This window comes from Chryseobacterium sp. FW101-FHT12H09, from assembly GCF_058790395.1.
This window is the reverse complement of the sequence record NZ_JBYTCP010000002.1, coordinates 72,317-94,988: the sequence shown is the minus strand read 5'-3', so window position 1 is coordinate 94,988 and position 22,672 is coordinate 72,317. Positions and strand designations below refer to the sequence as shown.

Annotated in this window: 22 protein-coding genes; 16 read left to right on the top strand and 6 right to left on the bottom strand. The window is 33.4% G+C overall.

Annotated elements, in window-relative coordinates; translation table 11 throughout:
- Positions 1–117: 117 nt before the first annotated feature.
- From AC3WRL_RS06125 to AC3WRL_RS06090, 8 genes are all read left to right on the top strand, one after another.
- Positions 118–882: a WG repeat-containing protein gene (locus tag AC3WRL_RS06125; RefSeq protein ID WP_492329934.1), complete on the top strand. Its 765-nt coding sequence runs from the start codon at positions 118–120 to the stop codon at positions 880–882.
- Between the two features lie 338 nt (positions 883–1,220).
- Positions 1,221–3,332, top strand: coding sequence for a TonB-dependent receptor (locus tag AC3WRL_RS06120; protein ID WP_492329933.1), 2,112 nt, complete (start codon positions 1,221–1,223; stop codon positions 3,330–3,332).
- A 151-nt stretch (positions 3,333–3,483) separates the two neighbouring features.
- Complete coding sequence (locus AC3WRL_RS06115) at positions 3,484–4,236, top strand: HU domain-containing protein (protein ID WP_261510246.1); 753 nt, start codon at positions 3,484–3,486, stop codon at positions 4,234–4,236.
- Positions 4,221–4,763 (top strand): acyl-CoA thioesterase, encoded by a 543-nt coding sequence (locus tag AC3WRL_RS06110; RefSeq protein WP_492329932.1) that lies wholly within the window; start codon positions 4,221–4,223, stop codon positions 4,761–4,763. Before AC3WRL_RS06115 ends, AC3WRL_RS06110 begins: the two co-directional genes overlap by 16 nt.
- A 184-nt stretch (positions 4,764–4,947) precedes the next feature.
- The gene (locus tag AC3WRL_RS06105) at positions 4,948–5,877 is read left to right on the top strand and encodes a 2-hydroxyacid dehydrogenase (RefSeq protein WP_492329931.1); all 930 of its coding nucleotides are present in this window, start codon (positions 4,948–4,950) and stop codon (positions 5,875–5,877) included.
- Between the two features lie 229 nt (positions 5,878–6,106).
- Positions 6,107–7,369 carry a serine hydrolase domain-containing protein gene (locus AC3WRL_RS06100; RefSeq protein ID WP_492329930.1) on the top strand — a complete coding sequence of 421 codons (1,263 nt, stop codon included), beginning with the start codon at positions 6,107–6,109 and terminating at the stop codon, positions 7,367–7,369.
- Positions 7,370–7,394: 25 nt separating this feature from the next.
- Complete coding sequence (locus AC3WRL_RS06095; RefSeq protein ID WP_492329929.1) at positions 7,395–9,125, top strand: Ig-like domain-containing domain; 1,731 nt, start codon at positions 7,395–7,397, stop codon at positions 9,123–9,125.
- 11 nt (positions 9,126–9,136) lie between these two features.
- Positions 9,137–9,589 (top strand): heme-binding domain-containing protein, encoded by a 453-nt coding sequence (locus AC3WRL_RS06090; protein WP_492329928.1) that lies wholly within the window; start codon positions 9,137–9,139, stop codon positions 9,587–9,589.
- A gap of 114 nt (positions 9,590–9,703) precedes the next feature.
- On the opposite strand, the gene AC3WRL_RS06085 is transcribed toward AC3WRL_RS06090, so the two are convergent.
- From AC3WRL_RS06085 to AC3WRL_RS06065, 5 genes are all read right to left on the bottom strand, one after another.
- Positions 9,704–10,219 carry an NUDIX hydrolase gene (locus AC3WRL_RS06085; RefSeq protein WP_261510236.1) on the bottom strand — a complete coding sequence of 172 codons (516 nt, stop codon included), beginning with the start codon at positions 10,217–10,219 and terminating at the stop codon, positions 9,704–9,706.
- 41 nt (positions 10,220–10,260) lie between these two features.
- The gene (xerD, locus tag AC3WRL_RS06080; RefSeq protein WP_261510235.1) at positions 10,261–11,175 is read right to left on the bottom strand and encodes a site-specific tyrosine recombinase XerD; all 915 of its coding nucleotides are present in this window, start codon (positions 11,173–11,175) and stop codon (positions 10,261–10,263) included.
- 5 nt (positions 11,176–11,180) lie between these two features.
- Positions 11,181–11,603, bottom strand: coding sequence for a deoxycytidylate deaminase (locus tag AC3WRL_RS06075; protein ID WP_200243497.1), 423 nt, complete (start codon positions 11,601–11,603; stop codon positions 11,181–11,183).
- 45 nt (positions 11,604–11,648) lie between these two features.
- Complete coding sequence (locus tag AC3WRL_RS06070) at positions 11,649–12,416, bottom strand: enoyl-CoA hydratase/isomerase family protein (protein ID WP_261510231.1); 768 nt, start codon at positions 12,414–12,416, stop codon at positions 11,649–11,651.
- Positions 12,417–12,522: 106 nt separating this feature from the next.
- Positions 12,523–14,010 carry a catalase gene (locus AC3WRL_RS06065; protein ID WP_261510229.1) on the bottom strand — a complete coding sequence of 496 codons (1,488 nt, stop codon included), beginning with the start codon at positions 14,008–14,010 and terminating at the stop codon, positions 12,523–12,525.
- Between the two features lie 120 nt (positions 14,011–14,130).
- Here AC3WRL_RS06065 and AC3WRL_RS06060 point away from each other — a divergent pair, with 120 nt between their 5' ends.
- The 8 genes from AC3WRL_RS06060 (at position 14,131) to AC3WRL_RS06025 (ending at position 21,637) form a co-directional block, all read left to right on the top strand.
- A complete protein-coding gene (locus tag AC3WRL_RS06060; RefSeq protein ID WP_261510228.1) occupies positions 14,131–15,081 on the top strand; it encodes a LysR substrate-binding domain-containing protein in 951 nt (316 codons plus the stop codon).
- Positions 15,082–15,313: 232 nt separating this feature from the next.
- Positions 15,314–16,594 (top strand): methionine adenosyltransferase, encoded by a 1,281-nt coding sequence (gene metK, locus AC3WRL_RS06055; protein ID WP_261510226.1) that lies wholly within the window; start codon positions 15,314–15,316, stop codon positions 16,592–16,594.
- Between the two features lie 84 nt (positions 16,595–16,678).
- Positions 16,679–17,170 carry a hypothetical protein gene (locus tag AC3WRL_RS06050; protein ID WP_261510225.1) on the top strand — a complete coding sequence of 164 codons (492 nt, stop codon included), beginning with the start codon at positions 16,679–16,681 and terminating at the stop codon, positions 17,168–17,170.
- Between the two features lie 197 nt (positions 17,171–17,367).
- Positions 17,368–17,958, top strand: a complete 591-nt coding sequence (locus tag AC3WRL_RS06045) for an RNA polymerase sigma factor (RefSeq protein WP_261510223.1) — start codon at positions 17,368–17,370, stop codon at positions 17,956–17,958.
- Positions 17,959–18,157: 199 nt separating this feature from the next.
- Positions 18,158–18,853 carry a YjjG family noncanonical pyrimidine nucleotidase gene (locus AC3WRL_RS06040; protein ID WP_492329927.1) on the top strand — a complete coding sequence of 232 codons (696 nt, stop codon included), beginning with the start codon at positions 18,158–18,160 and terminating at the stop codon, positions 18,851–18,853.
- An 84-nt stretch (positions 18,854–18,937) separates the two neighbouring features.
- Positions 18,938–19,387 (top strand): PepSY-like domain-containing protein, encoded by a 450-nt coding sequence (locus AC3WRL_RS06035; RefSeq protein ID WP_492329926.1) that lies wholly within the window; start codon positions 18,938–18,940, stop codon positions 19,385–19,387.
- A 295-nt stretch (positions 19,388–19,682) separates the two neighbouring features.
- Positions 19,683–20,354, top strand: coding sequence for a response regulator transcription factor (locus AC3WRL_RS06030; protein WP_261510220.1), 672 nt, complete (start codon positions 19,683–19,685; stop codon positions 20,352–20,354).
- Positions 20,354–21,637, top strand: coding sequence for a sensor histidine kinase (locus AC3WRL_RS06025; RefSeq protein WP_492329925.1), 1,284 nt, complete (start codon positions 20,354–20,356; stop codon positions 21,635–21,637). Before AC3WRL_RS06030 ends, AC3WRL_RS06025 begins: the two co-directional genes overlap by 1 nt.
- A 15-nt stretch (positions 21,638–21,652) precedes the next feature.
- On the opposite strand, the gene trpS is transcribed toward AC3WRL_RS06025, so the two are convergent.
- Positions 21,653–22,621 carry a tryptophan--tRNA ligase gene (gene trpS / locus AC3WRL_RS06020; RefSeq protein ID WP_261510218.1) on the bottom strand — a complete coding sequence of 323 codons (969 nt, stop codon included), beginning with the start codon at positions 22,619–22,621 and terminating at the stop codon, positions 21,653–21,655.
- Positions 22,622–22,672 lie beyond the last annotated feature (51 nt).

Below are 22,672 nucleotides of genomic sequence, written 5' to 3'. Positions count from 1 at the left end.
ATGTTCCCAAAATTACGAATTTTTAATATTTTATCAGGGTGTAATTATTTAGATTCTTTATAAATATGATTTTTATATTTTCTATTTTGGCTGTACTTTTGCAAAAAAATGATGAAAGTGAAAAACACAATAAGTCTTCTATCCCTCTTTATTTCGGTTTTTGTTTTTTCCCAAACAAAATCTGTAAAAAAATATCAGGTTAAAAAAACTTCAAAAACGGTTCAGAAAAAAGTAGCTCAACCTAAAATTAATCCTGATCTGGTATTTATTAATGAAGATATTCCTGTCCTGATTCCTCAAAAGAAGGATGGAAAATTCGGATATATTAATCAAAAAGGAAAGTTTATTATTCAACCTGAATATCATATTGCCGTATTTTTTGCTGAAGACTGTAATCTTTTGTACTCTCCTAATGAAAAAATCAGAAAGTTTGGAACAAAAGATTATGCTACTGTTGAAAAAGATCTGATTTCCTACAGAATAGATCAGTCCGGTAAAAGAGTTTACCAATACAAAAATCCAGATTTGGGAAAATGTAAAACTGAATTTAAACAACAGCAATATCAGGCTTATATTTTGAATGGCTTCTATGGAATTATTGAACCTTCAAAATTCGTAAACGCAGCCGATTATAGAGATTATCAGATCTATCCTCAGTATGAATATCTTCATATCATGGAAGGGGATGATGTTTCAGACCCTATGATCGTAGCATCTCATAATGACAGATTTGGAGTGATCGATGTTCATAATAAAGTGGTCATTCCTTTTGAGTATTCTAATATCAAGCGAAACTTCAGTTGGAAATTGGGGAAAATGTTTGAAGTAACCAAAGATGGAATCAACTACTATTATATTGATTCAAAGAACAAAGCATATTAGATAAGGGGCGAGGTGTAAAATATTTGTGCCTGTTATTCGATCTGGGAAAAGAATATTTCAAAAACGTGAATTATTCGTAAATGTTGACTATTCTTAACTCGAAGCCTTGTTCCTGAACCTCGCAAATGGAGCCAGTTAGCTGAATCTCGAACCCCATTTCTCGTCTCATATATTTTTTGTAATTTTGCGGCTGAAATAAAGGGGTGCTTTTACAGGCTGAGATTATACCCAATGAACCTGGAACAGGTAATGCTGTTTAGGGACGCTTCGACTAAATGTCGGAAATGTATAATATCTTATTGATCCCCTTTTATTCATTAAATTTTAAAATTTATAGAATGAAAGGATTACTTTTTTTAGGGCTTACTGCAAGCTCGTTGGGTTTTGTACAAGCCCAAAAAACAGACACCATAAAAATTAAGGAAATTGAGGCTGTCAACTTCACCAAAAGACTTCCTGTTGCTAAAGAAATTATTAATGTTCAGAAAGATCTTGATAGTCGAAATCTAGGTCAGGATCTACCTATACTTTTAAAAAATCAGACTTCTGTTATATCTACTTCAGATGCTGGAAATGGAGTTGGATATACCGGATTTAGAATTCGTGGGGTTGCTGGTAGAGGAATCAATGTGATGATGAATGGAGTTCCTTTCAATGACTCCGAAAGTCAGGGGACCTTTTTTGTGAATGTTCCTGATTTAACGAGTTCTGCTTCACAGATCATTATTCAAAGAGGAGTAGGGACATCAAACAATGGAGTTTCAGCCTTTGGAGCAAGTATTAATGTGATCTCTAAAGATCCGGATGATAAGTTCTATGTAAAAACTGATGATAGCTATGGATCATTCAGTACTTATAAATATTCAGCGGAAGTTGGTTCTGGAAAATTCTGGAACAACCGTCTTTCTCTAATGGGAAGATACACGCACATTAGTTCTGATGGATATATTGATAGAGCTTCATCTAGATTGGATTCCTATAATTTCACTGCTTTATTTGAGGAAGGTAAAACAAGAATTCGTTTAATGGCTTTTGGTGGGAAAGAAAAAACCTATCAGGCCTGGAACGGAATAGACAGAAAGACCTGGGAAACAGATCCTAAATTCAATTATTCAGGAGCAATCTACGGAACAGATGGGAATATCACCGGTTTTTATAATAATGAAACAGATAATTACAGACAGAATCATTATCAATTACTTTGGGAACAAGGGTTTAATGATCACTGGAATTTAGAAACTACTTTGCATTATACGAAAGGAAAAGGGTATTATGAAAACTACAAACAGGGGGATCCTTTTTCAACATATAACTTGCCGGATATCCTTGATGAAGGAGAGTTAATAAAAGATTCTGACTTTATCAGGAAAAAATGGCTGAATAATGACTTTTACGGAATTGTTTCAACGCTTTACGGAAAGTATGAAAATCTGGATCTTAATTTTGGAGTAGTTGGAAATCAATATTATGGAAGACATTATGGTAATGTAACCGGAGTTTTTCATCCTATTAATGAACACGAATACTACAGGGGACGATCTGTAAAAAATGAAGTGGCTGGATTTGCTAAGGCTTTGTATAAAATAAATGACTTTGAGTTTTTCGGAGATCTACAGCTTAGAAATATAGACTATGACACAAAAATTATATTGGCTGGTGATAATGAAGGTGCTAATTTAAAGAAGAATTGGTTGTTCTTTAATCCAAAAGCCGGTGTAAATTATAGAATTGGAAATGGGAAAATATTCTTATCATATGCCCATGCTCAACGTGAACCGAATAGGGATGATCTTATCGCTAATAATGATGTAAAAGCAGAAAAGCTTCATGATTTTGAGGCAGGATTTGAAAAGCAGTTAGGAATTGTTTCGTTGACTGCTAACTTGTATTATATGTATTATGTAAATCAGTTGGTTCTAAATGGTGAGCTTAATAACGTTGGTGCATTTATAAGAACAAATTCTGGTGAAAGTTATAGAAGAGGAATTGAAGTGGGGGCAGTAGCAAAACTTTCAAAACAATGGGAAGTTTCAGGTAATGTGAGTGTGAGCCAAAATAGGAATCAGGATTTTAAAATAGAAAATGAAACGTTGGTTAAGGAGTTGGGAAATACACAGATTTCATTCTCACCGGACATTATTGCCAACTTAGGGTTGAAATTTAATCCTAATAAAAATTTCCAGTTTTCTTTGATGAATCAATATGTAGGGAAACAGTATCTTGATAATACAGAAGATAAAAATTTGCAGCTTAAAGATTATCTTCTTACTGACTTTAATGCACAGTATGAATTCAAAATTGCCAATAACGATATTGCTTTAAAGCTACTGGTGAATAATATTTTTAATAAGAAATACGTGAACAATGGAGCTGTGTATGGTGGAGAGCCTTACTATTTTTCACAGGCAGGAACTAATTTTATGTTTGGAATAAGTTGGAAAATTCAATAACGATATTACAAAAATAAGAGGTATTTATTTCCAAATGTTTAAAAAACGAATTTAAACCTGAAATTATACATTTTAAGACTGTTATGGCAGTCTTTTTTTATGCAAATAAATGTCATAAAAAGTCCTGAAAAAGTTATAAATTTGCTGCCAAATGAATATTTCTGCTTACATTCTAGAATATCTGAAACAATTTGGTACTGTTACAGTTCCGGCTTTTGGTGTGTTTTCTTTGGAAAACTCTAAAGCGATTATTAATTCAGAAAATGGAAGTATACTTCCTCCCTCCAGTCAGATTGCATTTGCATCAGATTATGAGGTGGAATCTGATGAATTGATATCTTTTATAAGTAATCAAAAACAAATTTCACAGGAATCTGCTCAAAGTGAATTACAGATTCAGACTGATTTTTGGAAAAAGAAACTTCAGGCAGACCAGACTTTAGAAATTCAGAATTTGGGGTCGATTTTCATCGAAGATGGAGTGACACACTTCAAAGGGAATAGATTAGAATCTAATCATCCGGATTATTATGGTTTGGAAGAGATCAAGCTTTCTGATATAAGTAGTACAGAGAAGTCATCAGTTTCTGAAAATACAGATAAAGATTACAAGTTCAATAAATCTATTCTCTGGATTTTTCTTTTTATAATTCCTGTTTTAGGTATACTTTATCTGGCATTTACACAACAAGAACTTTTATTTGGTAAAAAATCTTTTGATAGTGTTTCTGTACAGACTAAAACAAGAAGGATAGAAAAGGATACAGTAAAAGTTAAAAGAGATTCTACACAGATGAAGGTTTTGGATTCTTTAAAAAAAGATTCCTTAATACAACCAGCTCAAAAAGGAGGCAACCTCAAAACCACTCAAAACAACACTAAGGCAACATGGCAAAAAAAATAAAAAAAGCGTCAGATTCACTGACGATTATGACTAACATTGTTCTTCCCAATGAAACAAATTCCTTAAGAAATCTTTTTGGAGGTGAACTTTTAGCAAAAATGGATCGTTGTGCATCTATTTCTGCAGCAAGACATTGTGAAAGAAGAGTAGTGACAGCTTCTGTAAATCATGTTTCTTTTAATCATCCAATTCCTGAAGGAGGGATTGTGATTTTAGAATCTAAAGTTTCTAGAGCATTTTCTACTTCTATGGAGGTGTATGTTGATGTTTGGTTGGATGATCCTATTAATCAGAAGAAGATTCATACCAATGACGGAATTTATACTTTCGTTGCTGTAGATGAGTTTAACCGTCCGATCCCGATCCCTGAAATGATGCCTGAAACGGAAGAAGAAAAAGAGAGGTTTGCTGCCGCTTTCCGTAGAAAAGAACTTTCATTGATCCTTTCTGGAAGAATGAAGCCTTTGGAATCTGTAGAGCTGAAGAAGTTATTCCAGGAGCCAGAGAAAGGAAAAAAAGATAAATAGTATCAGGGCTTTGTATAACCCAATACTTGTATATAATTATAGAATATTACAGAGTTCTTGTCATTTCGTAGGAATCTAAACATCTATCTATTATCTTTTTGTTGAAATTCTTTAAAAATGATCAAATGCTCAGTTATAGTGTCATCATAGATTAAGTTAATTTTAAGCTTTCAATACTTATATCATGAGAATCCTCCTTTTAGATAAAAATCACCCCCTTATCACTGAACAGCTTTTAGCGAAAAAATTTGTTTTAGAAGAGGATTTTACTTCTTCCTATGATGAGGTTTGTAATAAGATTGCTCAGTACGATGGCGTTATTATAAGGAGTAGAATTCCCTTAGATAAAAACTTTCTTGAAAAAGGAAAAAATCTGAAATTTATTGCCAGAGTAGGGGCTGGAATGGAAAATATCGATATCCCTGTTGCCGAAAAATTAGGAATTCAACTTATCAATTCTCCAGAAGGAAATAGAGATTCCGTGGCAGAACATGTTGTCGGGATGTTATTGATCTTGATGAATAGACTTTTCATTGCTTCTCAGGAAGTGAAGAATGGGATCTGGTTGCGTGAAGAAAACAGAGGAGATGAGTTGTTGGGGAAAACAGTTGGACTTATTGGCTATGGAAATATGGGAAAAGCCACTGCACAAAGACTTTCAGGATTTGGCTGTAAAGTAATTTTCCATGATATTTTACCTAACCTTTCTGATGAATATGGAACACAGGTTTCTTTAAAGGAACTAAAAGAACAGGCTGAGGTTCTAAGTTTACATATTCCATTAACTGATGAATCTTACTATCTGATCGACGGCCCATTTATTTCCGATATGAAAAATGACTTCTATTTCGTAAATACAGCGAGAGGGAAAAACATAGAAACTAAAAGTTTAGTAGAAGCTTTAAAGGCTGGAAAAGTAAAAGGAGCTTGCCTGGATGTTTTGGAATATGAGAAGTCTTCTTTTGAAAATCTAGAAATTGGAGAAAATGAAGATCTACAATATCTTTTACACTCCGAAAAAGTAATTGTAACGCCTCATATCGCAGGTTGGACTCATCAGAGCAAGGAAAAGCTGGCTCAGGTTATTGTTGATAAAATCATAGGTTCTTTTTAGGTTAAATCACCATCTATTGCTGATGATTCGCTCTATTAATGATTTAGAGCCGATAATCTAATTCAACATTTTCTAAGCTGTTGTTTGTTTCTACAATTGATAATTCTGAGATTTCAAAATTTTACTTTTTTTGTGAATCCCGTTTTTTGTGTTAAATAATTCATAATTTATCTTCTCTGTTCATTATTAATTTTTTGTTTTATTAAATTGCCGCTCATTTTTGATACTCATGAAGAAGCATAATTTTGTCCTTATTTTAACTGTTTTTGCATTTCTATTTTCTTGTAAAAATAAATCCGAAAGTAAAGAATCTGTAACTGAAAACACGACTAACCTTCCTAACTATGGGAATGTAGATCTTAATAAAGTTTTTACAAAAGCGGATGATCAACTTTCTGATAAGGCCTCTTTAGTTCAATATATTGATCAATATTACAAAAAAGTATGGGATGCAGGTGACTTAAGTGGCGGAATACTGGTTGCAAAAGGAGATGATATCTTATATGAAAATTACAGAGGTTTCGGGAGAGAAGGAAATCAGATGCCTATTGATAAAAATACACCTTTACACGTAGCTTCAGTTTCGAAAACTATGACCGCAATGGCAATGATGAAATTGATTGAAGCGGGGAAGGTAAAACTGACAGATCATCTGATTCAATATTTTCCAGGGTTTCCATATCCTAATGTTACCATTCAAAATTTATTGTCACAGAGAAGCGGTCTTCCGAAGTACGAATATTTTATTACTAAAATTCAACCCGCACCTGCAGAACTTTCAAAAGCATTTATTACCAATCAGGATGTATTAAATATGATTATTAAATATAAACCTGAGTTGGCAAGAGATACCGATACCGGGTTTATGTATTGTAATACCAATTTTGCTTTACTGGCACTAATTATAGAACAGGTTACCAAAACTCCTTTCCCCCAGGCGATGAAAGAAATGGTTTTTTCACCACTAAAAATGAAAAATACATATATTTTTCAGGAGAAGGATATTCCTACTGCCGCACAGTCTTTTTATTACGGACGAAACAAATTGTATCCTCTAGACAGACTTGATCTCATTTATGGAGATAAAAATGTATATACCACACCTAGAGATCTTTTTAATTTTTCGAAAGCGATGTATTCAAAAGACTTTTTAAAACCTGAATTGATGCAGATGGTTTTCACACCTTACAGCAATGAAAAAGCTGGAATGAATAATTATGGCCTAGGTTTCAGAATGAAGATTTTTGATAATGGAGAAAAGCTGACCTACCATAATGGATGGTGGCATGGTACAAATTCTGTTTTTGCTCATTTGCTTAACTCTAAAGTAACGATTGTAGCAATCGGAAACAAATATTCAAACAGAGTATATACTGCACTGGCTTTATCGGGATTATTCGAGGATTTTCCGGTACAGAAAGACAAGCTCCACAGTGTAATGAATGATAATCAGGATTCTTTAAAAAACGGACATGAAGTTTTTGGAGAATAATGTTTACTTTTGCTTAAACATATTCATGAAAAGACTTCTTTTACTATTTACTATCGGTTTTCTTGTGCAATCTTGTGCGAGAGTGGGTTCTCCGGTTGGAGGTCCCAAGGACACATTGGCTCCAAAATTTTTAAGTTCAAATATTGATACCACCAGAATAAATGTGCGAAGAGATATTAAGGAACTGCGTATTGATTTTGATGAATATGTGACTTTAAAGGATATCAATAAGAATTTAATTATTTCTCCGCCGATCAAAAAGATCAAAAGAATTTTACCATCAAATATTGCCAACAAATATCTTTTAATTCAGTGGGAAGATACGTTACAGGCCAATACGACTTATAATTTTAATTTTGGAAATTCGATTGTAGATAATAATGAAGCAAATGTTTTACGATACTTCAATTTTGCATTTTCCACAGGCGATAAGCTTGATGATCTGTATATAAGTGGTGATGTCCGTGACGCAGTATCCATAAAAAAAGAAACGAGCTCAGATAATAAATTAGTTGTGGGGTTGTACAAGGTACAGGACACTATGAATTACAAGCAAAAACCTTACTACATTACAAAGGTTGATGATGATGGATATTATGAGCTTAATTATTTATCGCCTGGGAAATATAAGATCATTGCCTTTGAAGATGAGAATGGTAATTCTATGTATGATCCAGGTAAAGAAAAAGTGGGTTTTCAAAAAGAACCTGTAGAGATTGAAAAGTCCATTTCTGGATTGAATTTAAAGATTTATCCATCTAAAAAGCCATTGAAATATGGGGAAATGAAAGAAACACCGGGAGGAATTACAATGATGTTTGAAGGGCGTCCCGATAATGTGAAAGTTCTTTCCATTAATGAAAAATTACAAGATATAAAAGTAACCCATCGTCCTAAATCAGATACTGTAAAGATCTGGTTTGATGCAGTGAAAAATAATATAGGGCAAACAGTAACTGAGAATTTAAAATTCAGTTATGATGCTGATAATAAAAAGGATACGGTTTCTGTGTTTTATAAGTACAATGCCAAAAATGCAATGAGCCTTGATAATAATGATGGATCGCTTTTACCCCCTAAAACTGATTTTAAAATTACTTCAAATTATGTAATTGATAAGATCAATACTGATAAATGGGTGCTGAAAAGTGATAGTTTAACAACTCAGAATTTTACGGCAAAGATTTCCGAAACCAATCCATATCAGATCTTAATACAATCGGATTTTATTGAAGGCAAGAAATATCAGTTAATAGTTCCTAAAACGACCGTATTGTCTTTCTATGATAAGAATCCTGCATCAAAACGTTTTGATTTTGAAACGGATAAAGTGGAAAACTATGGCAGTCTGACATTTAAACTTCAAAATGCACCAACATCAAATTATTGGCTTCAGCTACTGGATACATCAGAAAAGGTAGTGTATCAGAAATATACGAAAGGAGACCAGCTCAAATTCGATATACTGAAACCTGGCGAGTATATTGTCAGAATATTGGTTGATAATAATGATAATAAATATTGGGATGAAGCCGACTTTCAAAAGGATATTTTTGCTGAAGATTCTTATATTTTCTATAAAGTAGCTGTCGTAAGACCTTTATGGGACAGTAATGAAGACTGGGATCTGAAAGATACAAGGGTATTAGATACTAAAACGCTGAATATTCCTAAACCGGAAAATAATAAACCTCCTGAGAAGAAGGATGATCGTACGCTGAAATCGGGCAATACAGCATTACAGCCTTTGAGATAGAAATAATGAAAATGGTAAAGAAGATCGTATTCTGGAGCTTAGTTGTTTTTGCACTGATCCAGTTTGTTCCTATTGATAGAGCTAACAAACCTATTGATCATAAAGTGAATTTTGTTGATGCAAAGAAAACTCCTGAAAAGATCAGAACTCTGATAAAAGGAGCTTGCTATGACTGTCATTCAAATGAGACAGTATATCCAAAATATTCTTATATAGCACCGATATCCTGGTCTATAAAAAGCCATGTCAATGAAGGGCGGGAACATCTTAATTTTTCAATATGGCAGACTTACAACTCGGATCTGAAAGCCAGCATGCTTACCGGTATTCTTCCAACACTTCAAGCTAAGACTATGCCAATGCCAGGATACATTGTTTATCATGAAGAAGCAAATTTATCTGATGCCGAAAGAAAGTTATTGACCAATTACTTTGAGGAAATGTTGAAATCAAAATCTTATTAGATCAATATAGTCTCTTGATCCTAAAAAGGATTTGAGTTTGTGGATAAAATAGTTTCTATACAATAATAGCAGAGCCCAGGCTCTGCTATTAATATTTTTAAATAGGTGTGTAATCTATAAATTCTTTAGATACTGCTCAAAAAATATTTTTTGAGAGTCGAAAGCGATATCATCAAGATTAATATTTTTCAGTGGTATCCATTGCGTTTCTGATATCTCAGATAATGCAAGATTAACTTCAAATTTTTCTGAAACACGATACTCATAAAATAAATCGATTGTATTATAATCAATTTCTTTATACTGGTAGATGTTTGGAAGACTTGTAATATACTTTAAGCTTGAAATATCAATATCTAACTGCAGTTCTTCAAAAAGCTCTCTTTTGCAAGCTTCTTCAGCACTTTCTCTAGGATCAACAAAACCACCAGCCAAATCTAATTTTCCTTTTTTAGGATCCTGATTTCTCCTTGTCAGATAGATTTGATCTCCATGTCTGATAACGACAGCTACCGCACCGGCAACATTGTTATATAGCCTGAAATCGCAATGATTGCAGCTCCATTTTTTTTCGCCGTCCCAGTTTAGAGATTCTTTGCCACAATTTGGGCAATATTTCAATGTCTTCATCTGTTTATAATTATTTTTTAAGTGTCAGATGCAACTTCCTTTTACTGAGTAATATTAATGTTTCTCGGATGATAATTTAAAATTACGTCCCGTAGTTCTTCAGTTTTTAAATGAGTGTATATTTCTGTTGTTGTAATACTGGAATGTCCCAGCATTTCCTGAATATAACGTAGATCAGCCCCGTTTTGTAACAAATGAGTTGCAAAAGAATGTCTAAAGGTATGTGGAGATATTTTTTTGCTAACTCCAGCTTTATCAGTGAGTTCCTTAATGATCAGAAATACAATAACCCGGGACATGGAAGTTCCTCTACTGTTAAGAAATAAAGAGTCTTCATACTTTTTATTGATCTTATTTTTAGCACGAATCTCCTTTATGTAATTCCCTAGTAAATCTGCTGTATAGTCAGCTAAAGGAACGAAACGGGTTTTATTTCCCTTTCCATTTACCTTAATATAATTTTCATTGAAATTAATATTTGAAATCTTTAGATCTATAAGCTCTGATACACGAAGACCACAGCCATACAATACTTCAACAATACACTGGTTTCTTCGTCCCAGATCAGATGAAACTTCAATAGCACCAATAATCTTATTGATATCTACCAAGCTTAGTGTATCAGGGAGATACAATCCTAATTTGGGGCCTTCAAGCAATGCAGCAGGATTATCTTCACGGGCTTCATCCTCAAGCAGAAACTTGAAGAAGGCTTTGATGGAAGAAATCCATCTCGCTTGTGATCGTTCGCTGAACTTTTGTTTAGAAAGGTTAAAGATGTACTCTTGCAGATTGTCGTATCCGATAACATCGGGTGCAATGTTCCCAAGGTCTTCTTCTGCGTATTCTTTTAGTTTTTTAATGTCTCTAACGTAAGCGTCGAGAGTGTTTTCTGAAAAATTTCTTTCGAAACGAAGAAAGATCTCAAAATCCTTAATTTTTTCATCCCAAGTCATTTGTGTTATTTTTTTAGTTCACAATCAGAAATTTGTTCTATTTCAATATTATGGTTTCTCAAGAATGATATCCCGTCGTCATCCGAATATTCATTAATATACACTAGTCTTGTAATTCCTGCCTGTAAAATTAATTTACTGCATTCCTTACATGGAGAAAGCGTTAAATATAACGTTGCTCCTTTTGCAGATTGAGTAGAAGCTGCTAATTTTAATATAGCGTTAGCTTCTGCATGCAATACATACCAGTGTGTTTTTCCATCCGCATCTTCACAGCAATTTTCGAATCCCGAAGGAGTTCCGTTGTAACCATCTGAAATAATCATCCTATCTTTTACGATAAGAGCTCCTACCTGTTTTCTCTCACAGTAGGAAAGTTTCGCCCATTCCTGAGCCATTTTTAGATAAGCTTTATCAAACTTATTCATACCGCTGCATTGGTTTTTTCGAAATAATTTGTAGTAATAATTTTTTTAGAAGTTGGGCTTTCTTTTTTCCATAAAAGCAGCAACACCTTCTTGTTTATCAGCTAGTTCAAAAAGCTCGCCAAAATATTTAATTTCGGTTTCAAAACCTTTATCAGTATCCGATAGATTTACAGCATGAATAGCTTTCGATATTGCCATTGGTGAATTAAAGGCAATAATGTTAGCTAATTCTTTTGTTTTTGTTAATAAATCTTCAATGGGATATACTTCATTTACTAATCCAATTTCCTTTGCTCGTTGAGCAGGAATCATTTTAGCAGAGAAGATAATTTCATTGGCAAGGCCTTTTCCGACAAGCTTTGGAAGTCTTTGTGTGCCCCCGTAACCTGGAATTAATCCCAACGTTACTTCTGGAAGCCCCAATCTGGCATTTTCCGATGCATATCTGATATGGCACGCCATAGCAAGCTCTAAACCACCGCCTAAAGCAAAACCATTTACGGCTGCAATTACAGGTTTAGATAAGTTTTCTATTTTGTTAAAAAGAGAATTCTGACCATTTTTAGCTAATTCTTCAGCTCTTTCCTGTCCAAAATCGCTGAATTCTTTTATGTCAGCTCCAGCAACAAAAGATTTTTCTCCACTTCCTGTAAGAATAACTACCCTACAAGAATTGTCCGAATCTAGTTCGTCTAAAGCTGTACTTATTTCTTGAATTGTTTTAGCATTTAAGGCATTAAGACTTTCAGGTCTGTTTATTGTAATAATAGCTAATTTATCTTCTTTTTTTAATAAAATATTCTCGTAACTCATTTTTCCACTTTAAAATAGTATCGCCTGCAAATTATAATTTTTTTACAAAAAAAAGGAAAAAAAATTGATATTTTTTCCTTTTATGTTGAAATATTGTTTAGTATGACTATTTAATATGATTCATCATATTGCTATCAATATTGATATTTAGTTGTGATGCTACTTTCATGCCAAGTTCTATATTAGCTCTAAAAAAATGACATAATTGACGATTTATAATCTCATCTTTCTTTGGTCCATCTATTCCTTTCATGCTTCCAACGATGTTATGAATAAGATGTTCTCTGTCTTCATTGTTCATGGCTTTTGTATAAAGAAGCCCCGGTTGGGTATAATGATCATCATCATTTTCATTTCTATTATAACTGGCAACATGTGCACTGTCTAATTCATATTCATAATTTTTATAGGCTGCATCTGGTTTAATATCATCAAAACTGTTAGGGTGATAGTTAGGCTTATCTCCATAATCTTTAGAATCTGCCATATAACCATCTCTTTGGTAATTATGAGTAGCAAAAGGACATCGGTTCACTTCCAGCTGATGGGCATTTACTCCCACTCTGTATCGGTGTGCATCAGGATAAGAGAACAGTCTTCCTTGCAACATTTTATCCGGAGAAAAACTGATTCCATTGATCAGGTTGCTTGGAGAAAAAGTAGATTGCTCTACATGGGCAAAATAGTTAACAGGAACTTCATTTAATTCCATTTCTCCTACTTCAATTAACGGAAAGTCTCCCTGGAACCAGACTTTAGTGACATCAAAAGGATTCCATCGGAAATCTTTAGCCTGTTCTTCAGTCATCACCTGAATATACATGGTCCATTTTGGGAAATCTCCATTTTCAATAGCATTACAAAGATCTTCCTGCGCGAAATCAGGATTTTCGCCCGAAAGCTTAACCGCTTCTTCATTATTGAAGTTTTTGATTCCCTGCTTTGTTTTAAAATGAAATTTCACCCATACTCTTTCATTGTTCTCATTGATCATCGAAAAAGTGTGAGAACCAAAACCATGCATATGTCTATAACCATGAGGAGTTCCTCTATCAGACATTAAAATAAGAACCTGGTGAAGTGATTCAGGATTCAGACTCCAGAAATCCCACATCATCGTTGCGCTTTTCAAATTGGTTTTTGGAACTCTTTTTTGAGTGTGAATGAAGTCTGGAAATTTTTTTGCATCCTTAATAAAAAATACGGGAGTATTATTACCTACCAGATCCCAATTCCCATCTTCAGTATAGAATTTTAGAGCAAAACCTCTTGGGTCTCTTGCTGTATCTGCACTTCCTTTTTCACCACCTACCGTCGAGAATCTTGCAAACATCCTGCAAGAATTTCCCACTTTTGAAAACAATTTAGCTTTGGTATATTTACTAATGTCATGTGTTACAGTAAGAGTTCCATAGGCGCCACTTCCTTTGGCATGAACAATTCTTTCAGGGATTCTTTCTCTTACAAAATGTGCTAAATTTTCCTGAAGTATAAAATCCTGCAATAAAACCGGACCTCTTGGACCTACAGTCTGAGAATCCTGATGCTCAAAATATGGCGCACCACTGCTTAATGTTAATTTTTTTGAATCCATATAGTTAAGATTTGATTTATTTATTGTGTCGTTTTGGGTGTAATAATTATCAAATTTACTTGAATTTTTAATTGCTTATAGCAAAAACATCATATCTTTGTAATAGATAATATTAATCAGATGAACATTCAGCAATTGGAGTATCTTATCGCTGTAGATAAGTACAAACATTTTGGAAAAGCAGCTCAAGCATGCTTCATTACGCAACCTACACTAAGTGCGATGATACAGAAATTTGAGGATGAACTGGATGTAAAGGTGTTTGATAGAACTACACACCCGATCCGTACAACAGATGTGGGACTTCAAATCATTGATCAGGCGAAGGTAATTATAGAATCTGTCAATGAGCTGAGGAATAAGGCTAACCTTTTAAATAACATTTTAGGAGGTACCATTAATCTTGGAATTATCCCTACCGTTTCTTCTTTTATTTTACCAAGTGAGATCTTCAAATTCTTGGATGAAAATCCAAAAATTCAGATGAATGTAAAAGAAATGACAACAGATAGTATTATCAAGGCTTTAAAAGCTGGTGAGCTAGATGCTGGAATTATTTCAACGCCATATGATACAGCGGACGAATTTTATCAGGATTTCTTATTCAACGAAGAATTGATGATCTACAGTTCAGATACACAGGCTAACAAAAAGAATTCTTATATCATTCCTGAAGAGCTGAATGTTGAAAAAGTATGGCTTTTAGAAGAAGGAAACTGTTTGAGAAATCAATTTGAAAATATTTGTCATTTAAAAGAGAATACATTGAAACCTAAGAATTTAGACTTCTTAGCTTCGAATATTCAAACTTTAGTTCATATGGTTGATAAGGTTGGAGGAATCAGTATCTTACCAGAACTGGCTTTAAGTCAGCTTTCTGACGAACAGAAAAGTAAAGTTTTCAGATTTAAAAAACCCTTCCCTTACAGAGAAATAAGTATTATCTATTATAAGCCAACCTTCAAACAGAAAATTATTGACGAATTATCTTCTTCAATACAGACTTCTTTGAAAGAAAGGCTAAATTACAATGAAAATCCAAAAGATTTCGTAAGCATAAAACCACAATAGTTTTTAATTCTGAGCGGGATAAATTCCTAATTTCAAGAAAATTATAATTATTTCTTAAAAGTTTTGAGTATTAAAAAATAGTACTTAACTTTGCAGACGTTTACGAACGAGGAAAAATTTGACCTGATTGCAACCTCTATAAAAAAAAGCTAAAACAGTATTCCTTTTTGAGCTTTCAAGGCAATTATTCTCATTATTCCTCAAATTTTAATCTAATAAAACAAAGAATAATATGTCTTATTTATTTACATCTGAATCAGTTTCAGAAGGACATCCTGATAAAATTGCTGATCAGATTTCTGACGCTTTAATTGATCATTTTTTAGCATACGATAAAAATTCAAAAGTAGCTTGTGAAACCCTTGTTACAACTGGGCAGGTAGTATTGGCAGGAGAAGTTAAGTCAGATGCTTATCTTGATGTTCAGACTATTGCCAGAGAGGTTATCAATGGTATTGGTTATACAAAAGGTGAATATATGTTCAACGGAGATTCTTGTGGAGTGATCTCTGCAATTCATGAGCAGTCACCAGATATTAATCAGGGTGTTGACAGAAAAGTTGCGGATGAAACTTTCGAAAGTAAAGCCAATGCACAAGGTGCAGGAGACCAGGGGATGATGTTTGGGTATGCAACCAATGAAACGGCTAATTATATGCCTTTAGCATTAGACTTGGCACATACGATCCTGAAAGAACTTTCTGCGGTAAGAAGAGAGAATACTGAAATTACTTATTTACGTCCTGATGCGAAAAGCCAGGTTACCATTGAATATTCTGATGATCATAAGCCGGTAAGAATTGATTCTATTGTTGTTTCTACGCAGCATGATGATTTTGGATCTGAAGAAGAAATGTTGAACAAAATTCGTGAGGATATCAAAAGTATTTTGATTCCAAGAGTGGTTGCTCAACAAACTGATGAAATTAAAGCTTTATTTAATGATCAGATCAAATATCATATCAATCCGACAGGTAAATTTGTGATTGGTGGGCCTCACGGAGATACAGGACTTACAGGAAGAAAGATCATTGTAGATACTTACGGCGGAAAAGGAGCTCACGGTGGTGGTGCATTCTCTGGAAAAGATCCTTCAAAAGTAGATAGAAGTGCTGCATATGCAACAAGACATATTGCTAAAAACCTTGTGGCTGCTGGCGTTGCTGATGAGGTATTAGTGCAGGTTTCTTATGCTATCGGTGTTGCAGAACCTTGTGGATTGTATATCAATACATACGGAACTTCAAAAGTTGATCTTCATGATGGAGATGTGGCCAAAAAAGTTTCTAAGATCTTTGACCTGAGACCTTACGCTATTGAGGAAAACTTAAAATTAAGAAATCCTATTTATCAGGAAACAGCTTCTTACGGACATATGGGTAAGGAACATTATATTGCTGATAAAACCTTCAATAAGGGGCATAAAAACGAGCTTACGTTAAAAGACCTGGAATTCTTCACCTGGGAGAAATTAGACAAAGTAGAAGAGATTAAAACAGCATTTGGCATTTAATTTTTTCTTTAAGATATTTATACTGCTTTATCTTCCATTAGATAAAGCAGTTTTTTTTAATTTTACACCTTAAATAAATAAGAAATGATGAACTTTCGATTGGTAATAAGTGTTATATCTATATTCTTTCTGTCAACTTACGCAAATGCTCAATATACCATGCATAAGATGATTAATGTAGGATACGTGTACCAGAATCAAAGCTTTGGAGAAGTAGGTGGAAAATTACTGTTTCTGAAGAATGATGATGTTATTTACAGAATTGGTGGTTCTGCATTAATGGGTTCAGCGGACTCTAAATTTGCTATCATGCCCAAACTTCAGGCTGATGTATTACTAAATTTTGAGAAAAATGTAGATTTTTACCACTCTTATTATTTTTTAGCCGGTGTTGAAGGGACAAATAAATATATAGCGCCGAAAGTTGGAGTTACTCTTTTTGGGCTGTTAGATTTAACGGCGGGCTATGCTTTCCCTATTGGAGACGCTGAACTGAATGGAAAACAGCTAAAAGGAGTGAATGTCAACTTTACATTAAATATCCCCACTGTCTTCATTCATGATATGTTTAAGTAGTTTTTTTTAAAAAATATTTCTAAATATTAATAATAGGTTAACAGTTATTAAAAATTTATTATATTTACATCCATAAATAAACGTACCGCTTATTGATTGGACTTTACTCTTAAAAACTGTTTTGTATTTACAGCTATTACCAGATAAAATATCTGGAAGAAGAACTGTCGGCAAATATATATATTGAGAAGAAAGTCATGAAATCAAAATCGGATTGCGTATTAATTTCCCTTTACCAAAAAGGAGACGAAGGAGCTTTATCAACTCTTATTCATCGTCATCAGAGAGAACTGTTTACATTCATTTTTTACAAAATTAATGATGAAGACCTTGCAAATGATGTTTTCCAGGATACATTCATGAAAATTATTGTGATGTTGAAAGAAGGACGTTATAACGAAGAAGGAAAATTTATTCTTTGGGCAAAAAGGATTGCTTACAATCTTATTATCGACCACTTTAGATTAAAATCGAAAAATATCAAAGTTTCAGAAACTACTTTTGAAACCGATGAATACTCTATTTTCGATCTGATCAGGGAGCCTTCAGAAAATATTGAAGACCAATTAGTGACTAATCAAATTCAGGAAGATTTATTGAGAATGCTTCAATTCCTACCACAAAATCAACAAGAGGTGATTAAACTCAGGTTTTTTGATGGCTTAAGTTTTAAAGAAATTGCTGATCACACGGATATGAGCATTAACACTACGCTGGGACGCGTACGGTATGCTTTGATCAACTTAAGAAAAATCATGGAAGAGAATAATATTATCCTAACAAGATAATAATTATTAAAAATTCCCGTTTTAAGGATAAACATGTTTCGCCTATGAAAAAAAATGATTCCTTAAAAGTGAAAACTTTGAAACCTAAAAAACAAACTGTTGATTTTTTACTCAGCTTTTCAAAAAATCTTGAAATAGCTAAGATTAAGAATAAGAATTATTCGATTTCCAAGAATTAAAATTATTAATTTTGTGCTGTATGAAAATTCAGCACATTTTTTTTGACCTGGACAATACGCTCTGGGATCATCGCAAGAACGCTCACCGTACCATTAAAGACCTTTTTGATAAGCAGGAAATAACTCTTAATTATAATATTGATTTTGAGGAATTCCATATGATTTATCATAATATTAACGAAAGTCTTTGGGAGAAAATAAGAGACGGTCTTATTGATAAAGAATATCTTAGAAAACACCGTTTTTATGATACCTTTAAACATTTTGGGATAGAGAATGAGGAGTTGTCCGATTATTTTGAAGAACACTTTTTGGATAATATCCTCAATCATAATGAATTGGTAGAAGGTGCAATATATATTCTGGATTACCTGAAATCTAAAAATTATACATTACACATCATTTCGAATGGTTTTAAAGAAGTAACGGAAAGAAAATGTATCCTTTCAGGAATTGATGGCTACTTCAAAACGATTACCAGTGCAGATGCTGTAGGAGTAAGAAAACCTAATCCTAAAATTTTTGAATATTCTTTAGGTCTTTCAAATGCTCATAAAGAGGAAAGTGTTTTGATTGGTGATGACTGGATTGCAGATGTAGTTGGGTCACAAAATTTTGGAATAGATGTTATTTTCTTTGATGCACTGAATGAGAATAGAAAGGAAGAAGGATTGAAATCAATCAAACACCTTCTTCAGATTAAGGAATATCTATAAAAACTGCTTTTGGATTTTTTTCCTAATTCTTTCCTAAATTAATATAGAATTTTGTCTCATAATAATGAACAAAAATTTTATATTATGAAAAATTTAAAAAAGATCACCAGCGTAATTACTTTTATTTTCTTGTTTGCAGCTAGCTTCTTGTTTGCACAAGATCGGGCAATTAACCAAAACCAATTACCGAAAACAGCCAAGACTTTTTTAGCTGCTAATTTTAAAGGAGTTGCTGTTGGTTCGGTTGTTGAAGACCGTGAAATATATGGTGTGGATGAGTATAAAGTATATTTGTCTACCGGAACAAAAATAGAATTTGATAGTAAAGGAAACTGGAAAGAAGTAAAGGGTGAACATCAAAAGCTTCCTTACGGATTCATTCCTTTATCTATAAGAAACTATGTAGCCAAAAGCTTTCCAAATACCTATATCGTAAAAATTGAAAAAGAAAGATGGTCTTATAAGACCGAGCTTTCAAATGGTGTTGATCTGAAATTTGACAAAAATGGAAATTTTAGCCGAATTGATGATTAACAAACATTATTTTTTAATATTTAAATTGTAACGATATGGTAAATTGGAATATACTAAACAAATCTATAAGACGGGAAATTGTTACCTTTTTAACTAGGAATCATCCATGTGTTGTAGTGGAATCCATTGAACAAATGGAAACCCAATATAAAATAAATCTGTTGAATGGTGAAAATCTTACCTTCCATGCAGATGGAAGTTGTTTTAAGAATAATTTTTAATCTTGATAAATTATGGCCTCCCGGAAACAGGAGGTTATAATTTTATATATTTGATAAGTAGTCCGCTAAGAGTTATGAAAATTTTAATCATTGAAGACGAACCGGAATTAAGGAACATTGTGCAGAGTTTTCTGGAAGGAGAACATTTTATTGTAGAACATGCATCAGATTACAGCTCCGGGCTTGAGAAGATCATTTCTTATGAATATGACTGTATCCTTCTGGATATTATGTTGCCCGATGGTAATGGGATGGATCTCCTAAAGGAAATTAAAAGCATGCATAAAAAAGATCCGGTTATCATTTTATCGGCGAAGGATTCAGTAGATGATAAAGTAAATGGACTTGAAATCGGTGCCGATGATTACCTGGCAAAACCTTTTCATCTTGCTGAATTAATGGCTAGAATTAAATCTGTGATCAGAAGAAAGAACCAGGATGGTGAAAATGTGATCAGCTATAAAAACATCTGCATCTATCCTGAAAGCAGAAAAGTAAAGATAGGAGAGGAGGAATTGATCCTAAATCGCAAAGAATATGATCTGCTATATTACTTCGTGATACATCCAGAAAAAACGCTGCAAAAAACAATGCTTGCTGAAGCCATTTGGGGGGATTATATTGATCAGGCAGATAGTCTGGATTTTATTTATTCTCAGATAAAAAATCTCCGTAAAAAATTAAAGACTCTTGGAGCAGATGCAGACTTTCAGGCAGTCTATGGAATTGGATATAAATTTGTGTAATGAAAGTTTCACTGAAATATTATACGATAAAATACCTGATAACAATTCTGTTATTGATTATTGCAGTCTGGGCTGCATTATTCTATGCTTATATTTTAGATGAAGTATATGATAATGTGGATGATGGTTTAAAAAACAGAAAAATACAAATTATCAAAGCCGTATATCTTGATGAAAATCTGTTAAAGAATAATGAGTTTGGGTTTAATGAATTTAAGATCAACGCCATTTCTGCATCTGAGTATAAAGATAAGAACAGCCTGTATAATAAAATGTATTATATGGAATATGATGACGAAGATCAACCATACAGGGTTCTTAAAACTGATTTTATAGATCAGTTTGGAAAGCATCAGCAACTTACTATCAGAACTTCTACTGTAGAAGAAGATGAATTGGTATATGATCTTACAACAGCCCTCATTGTTTTATATCTGTTGCTTGTAGCAAGTATCATTGTAGTCAATGGATTTCTTCTCCATAAAGCAATGAAGCCTTTCTATTTGATACTGGATAAACTTAAAAAATATCAGTTTGGAATTCCTTCTTCTCATGAGCCTCAAAGCTATTCCATTAGAGAATTTGAAGAATTAAATGTGGAAATAAATGAAATGATCAGTCGTAATGAACTCGTTTTTGATCAGCAAAAACAGTTTATCGAAAACGCTTCTCATGAGCTGCAGACTCCATTGGCCATAGTAATCAATAAAATTGATCTCGTCATCCAGAATGATGACCTGGATAGGAAGAATATAAATTTCTTTAATGAAGTTAAAAATGATTTAAAAAGAATGGCAGGGTTGAATAAATCTTTATTAATGCTTTCTAAAATTGAAAACAATCAGTTCAATACGTTGGCAAATGTCAATTTTACCATGCTGATTAAAGAACTTGTTGATAGTTATGAGGATTTTATAGAGTATAAAAAGATTGAGGTTAATGTACTGGAAAAAGAAGTATTTGAAGCTGTTTTTAATCCTGATTTAGCAAACATTCTTATTTCTAATTTGCTTAAAAATTCGGTTAAATATAACCATCAAGATGGAAAATTAAATATTATCACGGAAAGAGATAGGGTGATTTTCCAAAACACAGGTTCAAAAATTCCTTTAGATAGCCTTCAGATCTTTAACCGCTTTTATAAACAGGGTTCAGATCAGAGCTCTACAGGATTAGGGCTTTCTATTATTAAGACCATAATAAAACAATATCCCGGATGGGATATTGTTTATGAGTTTGTAGATGAAATGCATCGTTTTATTCTTTCTAAGAACAAAAGGTAGCAGTCTGTTTTTTTATTAGATTCCTAGACTTTCTCTTACCCGTTTAATAGTTTGTACTGCGATAACCCTTGTCTTTTCAGCGCCTTCCTGAAGTTTTGCTTCCAGCTCGTCAAGATGAGTCATGTAATACGTAAATGTTTCTCTTTCTGTTTTAAAGCGAGTTAAAATTAAGTTTAAGAGTTCAGTTTTAGCATGTCCATAGCCAAAATTTCCGGCTAAATATTTTGCTCTTAATTCTTCTGTCTGTTCGGGAGTAGCAATCAATTGGTAAATCGCAAAAACCTTATCCGTTTCAGGGTCTTTAGGTTCTTCTAAAGATTTAGAATCTGTTTCGATGCTCATGACCTGTTTTTTCAATTCCTTGTCAGATAAGAAAATATTAATGATATTTCCCATCGATTTAGACATCTTACGACCATCAGTTCCAGGAACATATTTCGTATTTTCCTGAAGTTCAGCCTGTGGAAGAACTAAAACTTCTCCCATCTGATTATTGAACCTTGAAGCTACATCACGGGCGATTTCTAAATGCTGAAGCTGATCTTTTCCTACAGGGACAATCTCTGCATCATATAATAAAATATCTGCTGCCATTAAAATAGGATAGGTAAAAAGCCCGGCATTGACGTCCTGAAGCCGGTCTGCTTTATCTTTAAACGAGTGTGCTAAAGTCAATCTCTGGTAAGGAAAAAAACATGATAAATGCCAAGATAGTTCACAGGTTTCAGGAATATCACTTTGTCTGTAAAAGAATGTTTTTTCAGTATCCAGCCCACAAGCTAGCCAAGCCGCAGCGATCTCATAGGTATTTTGTTTTAATTCCTTTGCATCTTTTATCTGCGTCAGTGAATGCAGATTTGCAATGAATAAAAATGATTCATTCCCTTCCTGTTTTGATAGTTCAACAGCAGGAATAATAGCACCTAATAAATTTCCAAGGTGCGGGGTTCCGGTGGCTTGAATGCCGGTAAGAATTCTTGACATTTTGTTTTATTATTTATAAAAATTAGTGAATTACAAATTTACGAGGTTTGA

Coding starts and splice junctions, on each gene's coding strand:
- AC3WRL_RS06120 (WP_492329933.1), top strand. CDS start 1,221: ATGAAAGGATTACTTTTTTTAGGGCTTACTGCAAGCTCGTTGGGTTTT.
- AC3WRL_RS06115 (WP_261510246.1), top strand. CDS start 3,484: ATGAATATTTCTGCTTACATTCTAGAATATCTGAAACAATTTGGTACT.
- AC3WRL_RS06110 (WP_492329932.1), top strand. CDS start 4,221: ATGGCAAAAAAAATAAAAAAAGCGTCAGATTCACTGACGATTATGACT.
- AC3WRL_RS06105 (WP_492329931.1), top strand. CDS start 4,948: ATGAGAATCCTCCTTTTAGATAAAAATCACCCCCTTATCACTGAACAG.
- AC3WRL_RS06100 (WP_492329930.1), top strand. CDS start 6,107: ATGAAGAAGCATAATTTTGTCCTTATTTTAACTGTTTTTGCATTTCTA.
- AC3WRL_RS06095 (WP_492329929.1), top strand. CDS start 7,395: ATGAAAAGACTTCTTTTACTATTTACTATCGGTTTTCTTGTGCAATCT.
- AC3WRL_RS06090 (WP_492329928.1), top strand. CDS start 9,137: ATGGTAAAGAAGATCGTATTCTGGAGCTTAGTTGTTTTTGCACTGATC.
- AC3WRL_RS06085 (WP_261510236.1), bottom strand. CDS start 10,219: ATGAAGACATTGAAATATTGCCCAAATTGTGGCAAAGAATCTCTAAAC.
- xerD (WP_261510235.1), bottom strand. CDS start 11,175: ATGACTTGGGATGAAAAAATTAAGGATTTTGAGATCTTTCTTCGTTTC.
- AC3WRL_RS06075 (WP_200243497.1), bottom strand. CDS start 11,603: ATGAATAAGTTTGATAAAGCTTATCTAAAAATGGCTCAGGAATGGGCG.
- AC3WRL_RS06070 (WP_261510231.1), bottom strand. CDS start 12,416: ATGAGTTACGAGAATATTTTATTAAAAAAAGAAGATAAATTAGCTATT.
- AC3WRL_RS06065 (WP_261510229.1), bottom strand. CDS start 14,010: ATGGATTCAAAAAAATTAACATTAAGCAGTGGTGCGCCATATTTTGAG.
- AC3WRL_RS06060 (WP_261510228.1), top strand. CDS start 14,131: ATGAACATTCAGCAATTGGAGTATCTTATCGCTGTAGATAAGTACAAA.
- metK (WP_261510226.1), top strand. CDS start 15,314: ATGTCTTATTTATTTACATCTGAATCAGTTTCAGAAGGACATCCTGAT.
- AC3WRL_RS06050 (WP_261510225.1), top strand. CDS start 16,679: ATGATGAACTTTCGATTGGTAATAAGTGTTATATCTATATTCTTTCTG.
- AC3WRL_RS06045 (WP_261510223.1), top strand. CDS start 17,368: ATGAAATCAAAATCGGATTGCGTATTAATTTCCCTTTACCAAAAAGGA.
- AC3WRL_RS06040 (WP_492329927.1), top strand. CDS start 18,158: ATGAAAATTCAGCACATTTTTTTTGACCTGGACAATACGCTCTGGGAT.
- AC3WRL_RS06035 (WP_492329926.1), top strand. CDS start 18,938: ATGAAAAATTTAAAAAAGATCACCAGCGTAATTACTTTTATTTTCTTG.
- AC3WRL_RS06030 (WP_261510220.1), top strand. CDS start 19,683: ATGAAAATTTTAATCATTGAAGACGAACCGGAATTAAGGAACATTGTG.
- AC3WRL_RS06025 (WP_492329925.1), top strand. CDS start 20,354: ATGAAAGTTTCACTGAAATATTATACGATAAAATACCTGATAACAATT.
- trpS (WP_261510218.1), bottom strand. CDS start 22,621: ATGTCAAGAATTCTTACCGGCATTCAAGCCACCGGAACCCCGCACCTT.